We start from the raw sequence: 13,317 nt of genomic DNA on the forward strand, positions 1-13,317 counted from the left end.
GGCCGCACGCAGCGGCATCCCCTTGCATCAGCCGGCACTCCCGCCCCACCCCGAAGGGCGCGGCGAGCGATCACCGGCTACGTTTCACGCCCCGCGCAGCCGGCTCAGCGGGCTGTGCCCCGGCGTCGCGCTACGCGCACCGGCCAGTCGCTGGAACAGCTGTTCCAGCGGTGTTTTCTGTGCCGGTGCGGCACTGGCCGGCGTCTCCACCGGAGCAGCCTGGGCAGGCGCGATCACCGCTGCGGCATTGGGCACCGGCGGCAGGACCACGGCCGGAATCGGCGGCGGCACCTCGTCGCGCGGCTTGGCTACCGTGCTGACGCGGGACTGGCTATGAGAGAAATCCCGGTAAGCACGCGTGTCATCGCGGTCCCCCAGGCGGTTGAAGAGACCGGCCACGTCGTCGTGGCTCTCTGAATCGGCAGGTTGCTGAAGCTTGCTCATGGCACCATCGAAAGGGGGAGAGATTCAGAACACACGCGACAGCGTGTACGTGGCTACATCGGGATGGTCGCTCTGCAGATAGCGCACATCCAGCACCGACATCATCCCGGCGGCGCGGAACCACTGCCGGTACACACCTTCGAGAAACCCGGTCTCCCACCCGGCGCGGGTGCCGAGCACCGCCGACAACGGCGACGCCGCGTGATGGATGCGCACCTGTTCGGGCGCTTCCTCGAACACGACCTGTCCCCACTCCGTCGACGACCACACGGCGTTGGCCGCATGCTGCAGTTCGTCCAGCGTGGCGACCGCCGGCAGTGCGTGGTCACGGCCGAAGCGCTCACCGATACGCGCCATCAGCCGGGCCAGTTCGGCATCGGGCAACGCGCTGTCGAACTCTTCACAGAGCGCGAGCAGGAAGCCGCGCCACTGAGTAGAGCACGCATGGGCACGGTAGTAATCAAGCAATGCTGATGAATTCATCTGAAAAGCCTAGACGAACCACGATGCAGAGGCGGTATACGGGCAATTACCGGCATCGATGTCGGTCAAAAGTGTGAACTACGCCTCACAATATTGTGGCACATCTGGCTTTCCTGCATAGCAAGCGCGCTGCGTCGTTTCCTGACGCGCCGCGTCACCCGCGGCGGCCGGGCTGAACGGAAACGTGGGATACCCGACGCGCCGGGCGGCCGTGAGGGCAATCACAGGTCTGGGATGCCCCCGGCCGACCCTCCCGAAAAGTGTGACACCACGGCGGGGCGACCGCCGAGCCGCAGCACTCAGCCCTCGGCCGGCAACTCGAACACCTGGCGCAGATACGCCAGATACCCCGGGTCATCACACATGCTCTTGCCCGGCGAATCGCTCAGCTTGGCGACCGGCTGGCCGTTGCAGCGGACCATCTTGATGACGATGTTGAGCGGGGTCGGGCCCAGGTCGTTGGTCAGGTGCGTGCCGACCCCGAAGGCCACCTGGCAGCGGCCGCGGAAGTAATCAAACAGCTGCATCACCTTTTCGATGTTCAGCCCGTCGCTGAAGACCAGCACCTTGCTGCGTGGATCCACCCGGCGGCTTTCAAAGTGGGCCAGCATGCGGTCGCCCCAGGTGAAGGGATCCCCGGAATCGTGGCGGACGCCGTCGAACAGCTTGCAGAAGTACATATCGAAGTCGCGCAGGAAGGCCTCCAGCCCGACCACGTCCGACAGCGCGATACCCAGATCGCCGCGGTACTCGCGTGCCCAGGATTCCAGCGCGGCCACCTGCGAGTCACGCAGGCGCGGGCCGAGTGCCTGGAAGGCCTGCAGGTACTCATGGGCCATCGTGCCGTGCGGGGTCATGCCGTAGAGCCGGGCGAAATGCACGTTGCTGGTGCCCACGAACTGCGCACCGAGCGCGTCGCGCAGCATCGGCAGCATCCGCCCGTGCCACTCACGCGAGTAACGGCGGCGGCTGCCGTAATCGGCGATCCGGCACAGCTCGAAGCCGGGGGTATCGCGCAGCAGCGCGGTCTTGGCCTGCAGGCGGCGCTCGCCCTCGCTGAAATCCGAGTCGGTGGTGTTGCGGAACCAGACCTCGTTGATGATCGCCAGCAGCGGGACTTCGAACAGGATGGTGTGCAGCCAGGGCCCGGTGATGTCCAGATCGATCTCACCGGGCACGGTGGTCGAGGGGCGCAGCGCGATGTACTTGCGGTCCAGGTGGAACAGGCCGAGGAAATCGGCGAAATCCGGTTTGACGAAGCGCAGTCCGCGCACGTAGTCCAGCTCTTCGGCGCTGAAGCGCAGGCTGCACAGGTGGTCGATCTCGGCGTTGATCTGGTCGATGAACTGCGCCAGGTCGATGCCCGGGGTCCGGCACTTGAACCGGTACTGCACCTGCGCGCCGGGGTACTGATGCAGCACCGCCTGCATCATGGTGAACTTGTACAGGTCGGTGTCGAGCAGGGACTGGATGATCATGCTGGAGATTATGCGCCTGCGACCGTGCCCGACCAACGGCCGGTGCCCTCAGCGTGGAATGCGTTCACGGCACGTATCGCCCCGGTGCCGAAGTGGGTACGCGCATGCTCACCGGCGGCGGAGCAGTCGCGGGACCTGCACCAGCGCATGCGCCCAGATCGCGCCCCACACCGCGCAGCGCACCGGCCAGGCACGTTGCGGCGCCTCGAATTTCCGGAAGTACCGCCACAGCCCGCGGTGCTTGTGCCATTCCACGAAGAACGGCCGTGAGCGGCTGGAGACACCGCGCACATGGGTGACCTGCAGGTCGTTGGCGATCGCGATCACCGCGCCGGCGTCGCGTGCGCGCCGGCACAGGTCCAGGTCCTCGGCGTGCAGGCGGTAGCCCGCATCCCAGCCGCCGATCCGCTCGAACAGGGCGCGCGGCATCAGCAGCAATGCGCCGGACAGGGCCGGCACCACCTGCAGCGGCTGGCTGCGGTCGACCGGGATCGCCAGCTTGCCGCCCTGCCCGGGGTTGCGCAGCATCGCGGCGAAATCCGGATCACGGCGGCGCACCGCAGCGTCCGGCAGGCCCTCCTCGTCCACCTGCTCGACCCCCAGCAGACAGTCACCCAGCGGCAGCGCGCGTGCGCGCAGTTGGGCCAGGGTCTCCGGGCCGACCATCAGATCCGGGTTGATGAAGGCCAGCCAGGGTGCCTGGCTGTCGGCCACGCCCTGGTTGTTGGCGGCGGCAAAGCCGGGATTGTCCGGATTGGCGATGAAGCGCACCCGCGGATCGGCGCTGGCATGGCGCTGCACGATCTCCAGGGTGCCGTCGGTGGAATCGTTGTCGACCACGCGGATTTCGGCGATGTCGCGCGCCTCGCGCAGGCGCAGCAGGCAGGCGTCCAGCGTACTGGCGCTCTGGTAGCTGACGATGATGGCGGCGATGGCAGGGCTCAAACGGGCGACTCCGGGGCGGCAATGACAGGCGGCGCGAACAGATCGCCCTGCGCCTTGGGCATTATCGCCTGCCGGTGCTGCTGCTGCAGATCGTGGCGTGCCTGCTGCAGTGGATCAGCCATCAGAAAACCGGCCAGCCGCGGCGGCCAGGCCGGCCAGCGCGACGCCAACGCCTCCATGTTGCCCTCGCCGGTTACACCTTCGGCCACGCGGGCGACGAAGGCGGTCTCGCACAGGGCGTTGCGCCAGCCGAGCCCGGCCATGCGCAGGCTGAGGTCGATCAGCGCCGCATTCCACGACGCGTAGCTGTGCATGTCCAGCCCGCCGGCCTTGCGCCGGGCGTTGCCGCGCAACAACACGGCGTGCGTCACCGCCGAGGGCAGCTCGGGATGCAGCGGCGGCATCGCCGCGCAGGCCTGGGCCAGCGGGGCCAGATCCAGATCGTCCGGCAGCGGATTGATCTCGCCCAGACGCGGCCAGGCGGCCGTCTCACCGGCGTTGCACCACGGCGTGGTCGAGCCGATCGAGGCATCGCGGGCCAGGCAGGCTTCCAACTGCTGCAACCAACCCGGTGCCGGGATCGCATCCGGGGCGAGCACCACCACATCGGCGCCGGTACACGCTGCGAGCATTTCATCCAGATGGGCGACTTCGCCGATCGCGCGGGCGCGGCGGGTGTACTCGGCCTGCAGCGGCGTCTGTGCAAGCCAATGTTCGATCACGGCCTGGGCCCGCGGCCCGGCCTGACCGTCATCGGCCAGCCAGATCGCGGTGCCCGCTGCGGTGCCGGCATCGAGCGCGGCCAGGCAGCGGTCCAGCGCGGCATCGTCGACCCCGATCGGCAGCAGGATGACCGTGCTCATGCCGACCTCTGCGTGCTGCCGTCTTCGCCGTGTCGCTGTGTCATCGCAGGCTCCCTTGGGCGCGGCCAGCGTAACAAGATCGGCCCCTGCGATGACAGCAGGGGCCTGGCATCGCTCAGCGCTTGCCCTTGCGCTCGGGGAATGGCTCCATCGCACGGAAGCGGCTGCTGTATTCGTCGGTCAGGTTCCGCGACTCCTGCGCGTTGCGCACGATGGTCGGGGTCAGCAGCACGATCACTTCGGAGCGTTCTGACTTCAACGTCTTCCGGCCAAACAGCGCACCGATCACCGGCAGCTTGCTCAGGCCCGGTACGCCACTGGAGCCGTCTTCGCCGGAATCGGTGATCAGGCCGGCGAGCATGATGGTGTCACCGCTCTGCACCGCCGCTTCGGTGGAGATCTTGCGGGTATTGATCGGCGGGTTGCAGGTGGTGCGGGTCGGGTCGCAGCCGCTCGGGATCGCGCCGGCCGAGCTGACCTCCTGCACGATGTCCAGGAACACCACGCCATCGCGGGTGATGCGCGGGCGCACCTTGAGGATCACGCCGGTATCCAGGTACTGGACCTGGCTGTAAGTGTTGTCGCCGCCCACGCCGGTATTGACCGACACCGAGTTGATCGGAATCTGGGTGCCCACGTTGAGGGTGGCTTCGGCGTTGTTGCGCACGAACAGCGAGGGGGTCTGCAGCAGGCGCAGGTTGCTGACCTTGTCCAGCGCACTGACCACTGCGGCGGCGTTCTTGCCGAGGAAGGTCCAGCCGACCCCATCACTGCCAACCGAGCCGGAGATGCTGCCCCAGATCGAACGGCCAAGCGCGCTGGGCAGGTCGATGCCGCTCTCGGTCTTGCCGGTGGCCACAGCCTGCTCGAAGAACCAGTTCACGCCGTAGCTGAGGTCACCGGTCAGCGCGACCTCGGCCACCTGCGCTTCGATGTGGACCTGCATCGGCATCACGTCGAGCTTTTCGATCACTTCGCGGATCGAGCGCCAGGCCTGCGGGGTGGAGCGCACCAGCAAGGTGTTGGTTTCCTCCACCGCCGACACGCCGACCGTATCGCCCTGCACTTCCAGGCTGAAGCTGGCGTTGCCGGACTGACGCTGCGGCAGGTTCATCGTGCCATCGCCCAACCCGCCGCGGCTGCCGCCGTTGCTGCTGCCGGTGTTGGAGAAATTGCTGTTGCTGTTGCCATCGCGGCTGCCAAGGTCCATCGGCGACGCGCCCGGCGCCAGCGAACTGCTGCCACGGCCGCTGCGGCCGTTCTCGTTGGCGAAGGCCTCGGCCAGGCGCTCGGCCAGGTCCTTGGCCTTGACGTAACGCAGCTCGTAGGAGAACAGCCGCGCACTGCCACCGGCGGTATCGATGCGGTCCAGCCACTGCTGGATCTGGTCGAGGTAACGCGCCTGCGGGGTGATCACCAGTACCGCGTTGGCATTCTCCAGCGGCAGGAAGCGGAACATGCCGGCGCTGGGAGTCTTGCTTTCCTCGCCGAACACCTTCTCCAGATCGGCGGCCACCTGCTCGGCCTTGCCGGACTGGATCGGGAACACGCCCACGGACATGCCCGAGAGCCAGTCCACGTCGAAGATCTCCACCGTGCGCAGGTAGTTTTGCAGCTCGCTGCGGGTGCCACCGAGGGTGATCACGTTGCGGCCGTTGTCGACGTTGACGATCGCGTTCGGGCGCGCGTACGGCTCCAGCACTTTCTTCATCTCGGTGGCGGAGATGTACTGCAGCGGCACCACGCGCACTTCGAAGCCACGCGCATTGGCCGGCGAGGCGGTGCTGGGTGACACGGTGCCCGCCAGCGCCTGATCGGCGGCCACGATGTTGTAGCGGCCTGCGCTGTAGACCATGCGTGCGTTGTTCCAGCCCAGCACCATTTCCAGCAGGTTCAAGGCCTGCGCCGAGGACACCGGCTTGGGCGTGGCCAGGGTCACGGTGCCCTGCACGCCCGGCGCGATCACGTAGTTCTGGCCGAGGAAGTCGCCGAGGATCGCCTTGACCACGGCGTGCACCGATTCCCCTTCGAAGTTGAAGGTCGCATTGCCGGTGGAGGCATTGCCCAGCGATGGCTGCGGCGCGGCGGCGGCGCTGCGGTTGATCATCGTGCCGGTGCCGCGGCGGATCACCGCCTGCGGTGCGCTGCTGGTTCCCAGTGGCTCGGCATCGACGCCTGCGTGGGATCCATCACCGGCGACCACCTGGTGGCTGTCGAGGACCGCATCGCGGCGCACCTCCGGCGCGGGCACGGTGGTGCAGCCCACCAGCAGGGCGACAAGGAAAGACACGGGGAAAAGGCGCAGGGTCATGCTGTCACTCTAAGGGTTGTGGCCGGAGCCGCCCGCGGGCGGTTGCTGCGACTGCTGTTGCTGTTGTTGCTGCAATTGCTGGCGGCGCGCCTGGATGCGCTCGCGGATCGCCTTCATCTGGTCTTCGCTGGGGCCCTGCGCGTTCTGCGCGGGGGCCGCCGCATTCGAGGGCGTTCCTGCCTGCGGCGCAGGGGGTGCAGCCGGCGGTGGTGCGGGCACCGGGGCGGCTGCGCCATTGATCGGGCGGGCCCCGGTACCGGCCGGTGGAACCGTGGTGAGCTGTGGGCTGCCCAGTACCGTCGGCGGTTCGCCGCCCTGGCCGTTGAACACCGGCAGTTCCAGCGTCTGGGTGCCACCCGGCCCGCTGACCGTGGCCCGGCGTGGTTCCAGCGCCAGCAGCTGCCAGCCGTTCACCGCCTCACCGTTCAAGCGCAACCGCAGCGACTGGCGCTGATCGGTGGTCAGGATGGCCATGGCGAAGTCAGGCGTGAGCAGTACGCCGGTCAACGAGACGCTGCTGGCGGTGCCCTGCTCGGTGCCGCCGAGCAGATACGGGCGCGGCTGCCGGTCTTCGGCGAACAGCGGCCGCGTACCGATCTGCGCATAGGTGCTGGCCGAGGCCATGCGCTCCGGCGCGGCCGGTGCCAGCTGCGGCAACGGCGCGGGGCCGATATCGCCATCCGTGGCCGGCGCGATACGGCTGCCCAGCCCGAACAGCGTGGCGATCCAGATCGCCAGTGCCCACAGCGCGATGCCCCCCAGCCACCAGGTGCGCAGGCCGGCTGCCTCAAGCTTCATGCTCAACCTCCTCCGCAGCGTCCGATACCGGCGCGGGTTCGGCCGCATCGCTGGGCAGGGCCGCACCTGGGTCAGCGCTCTGCCCAGCGTCCTGTCCCGCCGGCAGCGGAAGGGGTACCGGCGCAGGCGCACCGGGCTCCAGTGCGGCGCCCGGACGCAGATAGCCGACCAGCTCGAACGACACATCCAGGCCGGTGCCGGTTTCACTCGGCGATTGCTGGAAGCGCTGCGCCAGCAGATTGAGGTTGTCCACGAACAGGCGCGGTGTCCCCGTCTCCAGCGTGTGCAGCACGGCGGCCATCTCCGGCACGCCGCACCGCAGGCGCACCTGCAGGGCCACGCGCGGGAAGGCCGGTTCGCGACTGGCATCAGGCAGTGGCGTGCGATTGCTGATCGTGCAGCTGCGATTGCCCGGGCTGGCGGAGGCCACCGCATCCTGCAGGCGGCTGGAAAGCGCGGCAGCGGCCGATTCGGCCGTGGCCTCGCGCAGGAAGCCGGGGCGGCCTTCGAGCGCCGCCTGCACCTCGCCCAGCTGGGTGGCGATCTGGCCGCGCTGGGCCAACTGCGCCTCCACGCGCTGCTGGCGCTCCTGCACGGCAGTGATGTCGGCGTTGATCGCCAGCAACGGGCGGGTCAACCACGGATGCACCAGCAGCAGGTAGGCCACGGCGATCACCGCCAACAGCAGCCCCAGTGCCAGCCAGCGATCACGGCGCGTCGGGTGTGCTGCCATCGGCAACCTCCTTGGCAGGCGGTGTCGCACCAGGCAGCGGCTGCAGCTCGGCAGTCAGCGTGAAACGGTCGCGGCCGCTGGTCGCCCCATCGGCCTGCAGCACGCCGGTCAGGTTGACCTTGCGCCATAGCGGCGAGTCCTGCAGCAGCGGCACCAGTTGCGAGGCTTCGCGGCTGAGCCCGATCAACTGCAGCGTGCTGCCTTCGATCGACATCTTTTCCAGATACGTGCCATCGGGCAGCAGGCGGGTAAGCTCATTCCAGATCTCCACCGTGCTCGCATGCTCGGCACGCTTGCCCTCCAGGAACGCGGCGCCTTCGACCAGACGCTGCAGTTGCTGCCGTTCGGCGGCAACCCGACGCGCATCACGCGCGGCGGCATCGACCTGCTCACGCAACTGGTCCGCCGCGGCCTGGCGATTGTCGATCAGCTGATGGCCGGCCAGCGCAAGCAGCACGATCGCGCCCACGGCCAGGAGCCCGTTCCAGCGCGCCATCGGGTCGCGATACGGCTGCCGCTGCGCGACCGGCAGCAGATTGACATCCAGCGGCTGGCCAGTGGCATCCACCGCATCGATGCCGGCCACGGCCTGCGCCCACGGCCCGGCCTGCTGCGCCCACTGCTCCAGCTGCACGCGCGGGATCACCACCAGCTCCACCTGCAACTGGCCATCCGGCAGCGCCCCCAGCTCGCGCACGTCGTAGCTGACCTGGCTGGCATCGAAGGGGGTCTGCCGATCAATTTCAAAACCGACCACATCGCGCAGCCGCTCCGCGGCCGCGGCGGGCAGCCGCAGCGGGCGCCGCAACACGCTGCCGGCAGGCAGCAACCAATGCCGCGGCAAGCTGCGCAGGCGCGCATCCAGCACGGTATCCAGGGTGGCCGGCGATACCGGCCAAGGCAGCTCGGCGATCGCCTCGATCTGCTCGCCCGTCTGGCGTTGCAGGCGCAACACCTCACCATCGCGCTGCAACAGCAGCCGCGAGCGCGACCAGCCCATCGCCCATTGCCACCGCACCGGCAGCCAGGCCAGCAAGGACTGCCGCCACCAGCGCAGGCTGCTGCCCACGCCAGGCGACAAGCGCCCGCGGGCCCGCACCAGACTGTCACGCCATGCCGTCATCTTGCTGCCATTCCCTGTTCCCAGCGAAGTACTGTGTATGCCGTTCCCGGCGTGCCTGCCGACCCCGTCCTCACCACGGCGCGCAGTACCGATATCCGGCCGCGTTCGTCCGTGGCGCGACTCTCGATACTATAGGTGCCGCTGCCACCTGCAAGCGGTGCGGCAGGCAATCCGGCCTGATCGCCCGTCGCCGCACGTTCCCGCTCGGCCAGCAGGCGTTCGGCATCCAGCCCCAGCGCGGTCAATACCGGGCCGGCTGCAAAACGCGGGTCGGGCCGCGCCTGGCGGCTGTACAGGGTCAGCATCGGCTCGATCCGCGCATACAGGTCCGCATCCATCCCCAGCACGCGCTGCAGCTCGCCCACGGTCTCGAAGCGCGCGTTGCGTGCGCCATAGGGCAGGCCGGCCGCGACGTAGTCCGGCGTCTCCGCGCCGCCACCGGGCTGTTTGAGGCTGTCGGCATCGCGCCAGTCGACGATGGCGCCGGCCAGCTGCTGGGCCCTCCCCGGCGCCTCTCCCATCGCACGCAGGAAAGCAGCGAGGAAGCTGGCATCGGCCAGATTCAGGTTCACCTTGCCGTTCTCATCGAGGATCGCCAGGTCGATCCGGCGGTCGTCGAAGGTCCAGCGGTAGCGGCGACCGTCAGCCACCCACGCCGGCTGACTGGCGCGGGGCTGCAGACGATGCAGGGCATATTCGAGCCCCGCGCGCGCGTACTCCTGGCCGATGGCGTCGTCGCCGATCACGCGCTGCTGCATGTGCTCCACGCGCGCGCTCAGCGCGAATGCGCCGATCACCGCCGTGAGCAGCGCGATCAACCACAGCACCAGCACCAGCGCGGCACCGCGCGCCGGCCTCATCGGCGATCCCCGCGCGGCGGCGGGAGCGCTGCGATCATCGGTGGCCACGCCGGCCCCTGCAGCGGTGCGATCTCGATCGACACCAGCAGCGGCAGCCGCCGGGTATCGTCCCAGCGGTCCAGCCACGGCGTGAGCTGGCCGGTGCGTGGATCGGTGCCGCGATAGCGGAAGCGCACCTCGCGCAATTGATCGGCCAGCATCTCCGGCGGGCGCGGCGGGTCTTCTTCGATCGCCTCGCCGTTCTGCAGCAGGGTCAGCCCGATCTCCAGCTGTTCCTGCCCACCCGCACGACGGACCTGCAGCTCATGCGCATACGGCCCGCCCCGGCCGAGGTAGCCGGGCAGATCGGAGACGAACAGCATCCGCTGCGGCTCGCCAATGAAGTACACCGGGTCACGGGTGGGATCCGGGGGCGAGGTCGCGATGACCAGCGCGGTGGACAGGCGACGCCGCAGAAAGCCTTCGACCGCGCGCATGCGCTCGTTCTGGGCGGCCATGCGCTCGCCGCGCTGGCTGATTGCCATGGCCGAGCGCACGGTGGCGAAGGCCAGCGCCAGGCCGCCGACCAGCAGCGCGGTCGCCAGCAGGATTTCGATCAGGGTGAAGCCGCGGGCGCGGCGCGCGCGCAGCGTCATCGCGGTGCGCCCGTTACCGGCGGCAACAAGCGCAGGCTGCGCCATTGCAACTGCTCGCCGTTGCCTTCGCCCCAGCGCACCTGCAGGGTGATCTGCGCCAGGGTCGGGCCGCCGACATCGGTGGTCACCGGCGCGGTGGTCGTGCGCGGCTCCGCGTACGGTTCCACCTGCAATCGCCAGCGGTACCTGCCCTGCTCCCACTCGCCCTGCGTGCTGCCTTCCTGAAGCGGCGTCTCCACGCCCGTGCTGGCCAGCAGCGACTGCGCATACAGCGTGGCCCTGCTGCGCACGTCGGCCTGACCGACCTGACGGGCCGCACCGGACAGGCTGCCCAGCAGCAGGGTCAACGCCAACGCCAGCAGCGCAAAGGCGATGATCACCTCCAGCAGTGAATAGCCGCGCTGACGCTTCATCCGCCCTCCCGGCGCGGGCCGGCACGGACTTCGCCGGTGATCCAGCCGACGTGGATCTCCCACACCGCGCCGCGCGTGCTGAGGTCGATGCTGCCGCCACTGGCCGCGCCGTCGGCGAAGAAGGCGATGCTGCCCTGCCCCGGCGCGGTGCTGAGCTGGCTCGCCCCGCGGAAGCGGACGTCCAGCGCGGCGGGAATCTGGCCGTGACGACCATTGGCCGCCTGCCACGTCCGCGCACGTGGGTCGATCACGAAGCGCTGCGTCTGGCCGGTAGCGATGGCCTGCGTGCGGGTGTAGCGCAGCTGGGTGGCGATCTCCTTGCCGGCATTGCGCAGCCGCAGGCCATCGATGCCACCGTTCATCGCGGTGGCGGTGACCACGCCGATGATCGCGATCAGGGCGACCACCAGCAGCATCTCCAGCAGCGACAGACCGCGTGCACGGCTGCCCGCGGGCACGCGATGCGGCGGTCTGATCGACACGGGCCACGGCGCTCCCAATGCCGATTACTCGTACCGGATGTCCGCGTCGTAACTGCTGCCACCCACCTTGCCGTCCTTGCCCAGGCTGATCAGGTCGTACGGCTGGCCCTCGCCCGGCACGCGGTACTCCAGTGCATGACCCCACGGGTCATTGAGGTCGGCCGGCTTGGCGTACGGGCCGAGCCAACCCGCGCTGCCGCCGGGCTGGGTGACCAGATCATCCAGTTTGGCCGGCAGCTTGCCGGTATCGAGCTGGTAGTTGTCGATCTTGCCGGCCATGGTCTGCACCTGCGCCTTGGCGATGTTGGCCTTGCCACGATCGGCACCGCCGAGCACGCGGCTGCCGACCAGGGTCAGCACCGCCCCGATCAGCACGATCACGATGATGATTTCCAACAGGCTCATGCCGGACTGGTGGCGCGCGGAAGAAAAGCGGGTCAGGCGACGGCGTTGCATATGGCAGGCTCCTTGCATCGAATCGTTGGGGTATTCACCAGCGGCCGGTCAGCCGATGGCATTGGTCAGGTCGTACAACGGCACCAGCACGGCCACGATCACCAGGCCGACCACCGAGGCCAGCACCAGGGTGATCACCGGCACCAGCGCCGACAGCAGCCGGTCGATCGCGCGCGCGCTTTCCTGTTCGAACGTATCGGCGGTCTTGAGCAGCATCGTATCCAGCGCGCCGGATTCCTCGCCGACCTGGATCATCTGCAGCGCCAGGCGCGGGAAACGCTTGCCACGCGACAGCGACGCCGACAGGCCGTTGCCGTTCTTGACCTCGTCACTGGCGGCATCGACATCGGCGGCCAGCGCGCGGTTGCTCAGCACGTTGCGCGCGATGCCCAGGCCGGACAGCAGCGGCACGCCGTTGCGCAGCAACGTGCCCAGGGTACGGGCCAGGCGCGCGGTTTCCAGCTTGGCCAGCAGCGGGCCGATGCCGTTGCGCTGCAGCAGCCAGCCGTCCACGGCCAGGCGCGTGGCCGGTTGCCGCAGCCGCCGCTCCACCACCAGCGCGATCACCGCAGGCACCACGATCATGATGATCCAGCCTTCGCGCACGACCAGGCCGGCAGTGAGCACCCACTGGGTGAACCACGGCAACGCGACATCCAGGCTTTCGTACATCAGCGCGAACTGGGGCACCACGTAGCCCAGCAGGAACAGCAGCGCACCGCCGACCACCGCCAGCAGGATCGCCGGGTAGATCAGCGCATTGATGACGCGGCCTTTCAGTTCAGCACTGCGCTCGAGGTAATCCGCCAGCCGCTGCAGGGTGTCATGCAGGCTGCCACCGGCCTCACCGGCGCGCACCATGTTGATGTACAGCCGCGAGAACAGCCCGTGCTGGCGTTCCAGCGCGGTGGAGAGCGGCGCACCGCCGCGCACGATGTCGCGGATGTCGGTGACCACCCGGCGCGTGCGCTCGTCTTCGGGCAGTTCCAGCAGGATGCTGAGCGCACGGTCCAATGGCTGCCCGGCACCGAGCAGCGTCGCCAGTTGCTGGGTGAACTGCACCAGCCCGCCGCCGTCGAACGGTTTGCGGCGCAGCAGCGCCGCCCAGGACGACGCCCCCGCGACACCCTCGCTGGCCAGGCGCGCCTCCATCGGCATGTGGCCCTGGTCCTGCAGGCGCGCGGCAACCTCGGCTTCGCTGGCCGCTTCCATCTGGCCATCGAACAGTTCGCCATGCGCGTTGAGCGCCTTGTAGCGGTACTGGGCCATGCTCAGCCGCTCACCGGGTGCCGG

15 protein-coding genes are annotated in these 13,317 nt (G+C 68.8%); all 15 read right to left on the reverse strand.

Annotated elements, in window-relative coordinates; genetic code table 11:
• Positions 1–84: 84 nt before the first annotated feature.
• Positions 85–444: a hypothetical protein gene (locus AC1DIQ_RS14350; RefSeq protein WP_478050275.1), complete on the reverse strand. Its 360-nt coding sequence runs from the start codon at positions 442–444 to the stop codon at positions 85–87.
• Between the two features lie 24 nt (positions 445–468).
• Positions 469–927, reverse strand: coding sequence for a cellulose biosynthesis protein BcsD (gene bcsD, locus AC1DIQ_RS14355; protein WP_226956620.1), 459 nt, complete (start codon positions 925–927; stop codon positions 469–471).
• Between the two features lie 299 nt (positions 928–1,226).
• Positions 1,227–2,405, reverse strand: coding sequence for a nicotinate phosphoribosyltransferase (gene pncB / locus AC1DIQ_RS14360; RefSeq protein ID WP_121042648.1), 1,179 nt, complete (start codon positions 2,403–2,405; stop codon positions 1,227–1,229).
• A gap of 108 nt (positions 2,406–2,513) precedes the next feature.
• On the reverse strand, positions 2,514–3,350 hold the full coding sequence (locus AC1DIQ_RS14365) for a glycosyltransferase family 2 protein (protein ID WP_152152412.1): 837 nt from the start codon (positions 3,348–3,350) through the stop codon (positions 2,514–2,516).
• Positions 3,347–4,213: a glycosyltransferase family 2 protein gene (locus AC1DIQ_RS14370; RefSeq protein WP_478050276.1), complete on the reverse strand. Its 867-nt coding sequence runs from the start codon at positions 4,211–4,213 to the stop codon at positions 3,347–3,349. Before AC1DIQ_RS14370 ends, AC1DIQ_RS14365 begins: the two co-directional genes overlap by 4 nt.
• A gap of 115 nt (positions 4,214–4,328) precedes the next feature.
• Positions 4,329–6,524, reverse strand: coding sequence for a type II secretion system secretin GspD (gene gspD / locus AC1DIQ_RS14375; RefSeq protein ID WP_478050277.1), 2,196 nt, complete (start codon positions 6,522–6,524; stop codon positions 4,329–4,331).
• Between the two features lie 9 nt (positions 6,525–6,533).
• On the reverse strand, positions 6,534–7,322 hold the full coding sequence (locus AC1DIQ_RS14380) for a general secretion pathway protein GspN (protein WP_121042640.1): 789 nt from the start codon (positions 7,320–7,322) through the stop codon (positions 6,534–6,536).
• Entirely contained in the window at positions 7,312–8,055 is a 744-nt protein-coding gene (gene gspM / locus AC1DIQ_RS14385; RefSeq protein WP_121042638.1) for a type II secretion system protein GspM, read from the reverse strand. The genes AC1DIQ_RS14380 and gspM overlap by 11 nt, the downstream gene beginning before the upstream one ends.
• Positions 8,030–9,178, reverse strand: a complete 1,149-nt coding sequence (locus tag AC1DIQ_RS14390) for a PilN domain-containing protein (RefSeq protein WP_121042636.1) — start codon at positions 9,176–9,178, stop codon at positions 8,030–8,032. Before AC1DIQ_RS14390 ends, gspM begins: the two co-directional genes overlap by 26 nt.
• Positions 9,175–10,038 (reverse strand): type II secretion system minor pseudopilin, encoded by an 864-nt coding sequence (locus AC1DIQ_RS14395; protein WP_282258090.1) that lies wholly within the window; start codon positions 10,036–10,038, stop codon positions 9,175–9,177. The genes AC1DIQ_RS14390 and AC1DIQ_RS14395 overlap by 4 nt, the downstream gene beginning before the upstream one ends.
• Positions 10,035–10,673: a type II secretion system protein J gene (locus tag AC1DIQ_RS14400; RefSeq protein ID WP_121042857.1), complete on the reverse strand. Its 639-nt coding sequence runs from the start codon at positions 10,671–10,673 to the stop codon at positions 10,035–10,037. The genes AC1DIQ_RS14395 and AC1DIQ_RS14400 overlap by 4 nt, the downstream gene beginning before the upstream one ends.
• Positions 10,670–11,086, reverse strand: coding sequence for a type II secretion system protein XpsI (gene xpsI, locus AC1DIQ_RS14405; RefSeq protein ID WP_282258088.1), 417 nt, complete (start codon positions 11,084–11,086; stop codon positions 10,670–10,672). Before xpsI ends, AC1DIQ_RS14400 begins: the two co-directional genes overlap by 4 nt.
• The gene (gene xpsH, locus AC1DIQ_RS14410) at positions 11,083–11,502 is read right to left on the reverse strand and encodes a type II secretion system protein XpsH (protein ID WP_226956624.1); all 420 of its coding nucleotides are present in this window, start codon (positions 11,500–11,502) and stop codon (positions 11,083–11,085) included. Before xpsH ends, xpsI begins: the two co-directional genes overlap by 4 nt.
• A 90-nt stretch (positions 11,503–11,592) precedes the next feature.
• A complete protein-coding gene (gene gspG, locus AC1DIQ_RS14415) occupies positions 11,593–12,024 on the reverse strand; it encodes a type II secretion system major pseudopilin GspG (protein ID WP_121042627.1) in 432 nt (143 codons plus the stop codon).
• Between the two features lie 48 nt (positions 12,025–12,072).
• On the reverse strand, positions 12,073–13,293 hold the full coding sequence (gene xpsF, locus AC1DIQ_RS14420) for a type II secretion system protein XpsF (protein ID WP_282258220.1): 1,221 nt from the start codon (positions 13,291–13,293) through the stop codon (positions 12,073–12,075).
• Positions 13,294–13,317 lie beyond the last annotated feature (24 nt).

This window comes from Stenotrophomonas sp. 05L413, from assembly GCF_056397945.1.

Excerpts from the sequence above, each read along its gene's own strand:
- AC1DIQ_RS14350 (WP_478050275.1), bottom strand. The coding sequence starts at position 444 with ATGAGCAAGCTTCAGCAACCTGCCGATTCAGAGAGCCACGACGACGTG.
- bcsD (WP_226956620.1), bottom strand. The coding sequence starts at position 927 with ATGAATTCATCAGCATTGCTTGATTACTACCGTGCCCATGCGTGCTCT.
- pncB (WP_121042648.1), bottom strand. The coding sequence starts at position 2,405 with ATGATCATCCAGTCCCTGCTCGACACCGACCTGTACAAGTTCACCATG.
- AC1DIQ_RS14370 (WP_478050276.1), bottom strand. The coding sequence starts at position 4,213 with ATGAGCACGGTCATCCTGCTGCCGATCGGGGTCGACGATGCCGCGCTG.
- gspD (WP_478050277.1), bottom strand. The coding sequence starts at position 6,524 with ATGACCCTGCGCCTTTTCCCCGTGTCTTTCCTTGTCGCCCTGCTGGTG.
- AC1DIQ_RS14380 (WP_121042640.1), bottom strand. The coding sequence starts at position 7,322 with ATGAAGCTTGAGGCAGCCGGCCTGCGCACCTGGTGGCTGGGGGGCATC.
- gspM (WP_121042638.1), bottom strand. The coding sequence starts at position 8,055 with ATGGCAGCACACCCGACGCGCCGTGATCGCTGGCTGGCACTGGGGCTG.
- AC1DIQ_RS14390 (WP_121042636.1), bottom strand. The coding sequence starts at position 9,178 with ATGACGGCATGGCGTGACAGTCTGGTGCGGGCCCGCGGGCGCTTGTCG.
- AC1DIQ_RS14395 (WP_282258090.1), bottom strand. The coding sequence starts at position 10,038 with ATGAGGCCGGCGCGCGGTGCCGCGCTGGTGCTGGTGCTGTGGTTGATC.
- AC1DIQ_RS14400 (WP_121042857.1), bottom strand. The coding sequence starts at position 10,673 with ATGACGCTGCGCGCGCGCCGCGCCCGCGGCTTCACCCTGATCGAAATC.
- xpsI (WP_282258088.1), bottom strand. The coding sequence starts at position 11,086 with ATGAAGCGTCAGCGCGGCTATTCACTGCTGGAGGTGATCATCGCCTTT.
- xpsH (WP_226956624.1), bottom strand. The coding sequence starts at position 11,502 with ATGCTGCTGGTGGTCGCCCTGATCGCGATCATCGGCGTGGTCACCGCC.
- gspG (WP_121042627.1), bottom strand. The coding sequence starts at position 12,024 with ATGCAACGCCGTCGCCTGACCCGCTTTTCTTCCGCGCGCCACCAGTCC.
- xpsF (WP_282258220.1), bottom strand. The coding sequence starts at position 13,293 with ATGGCCCAGTACCGCTACAAGGCGCTCAACGCGCATGGCGAACTGTTC.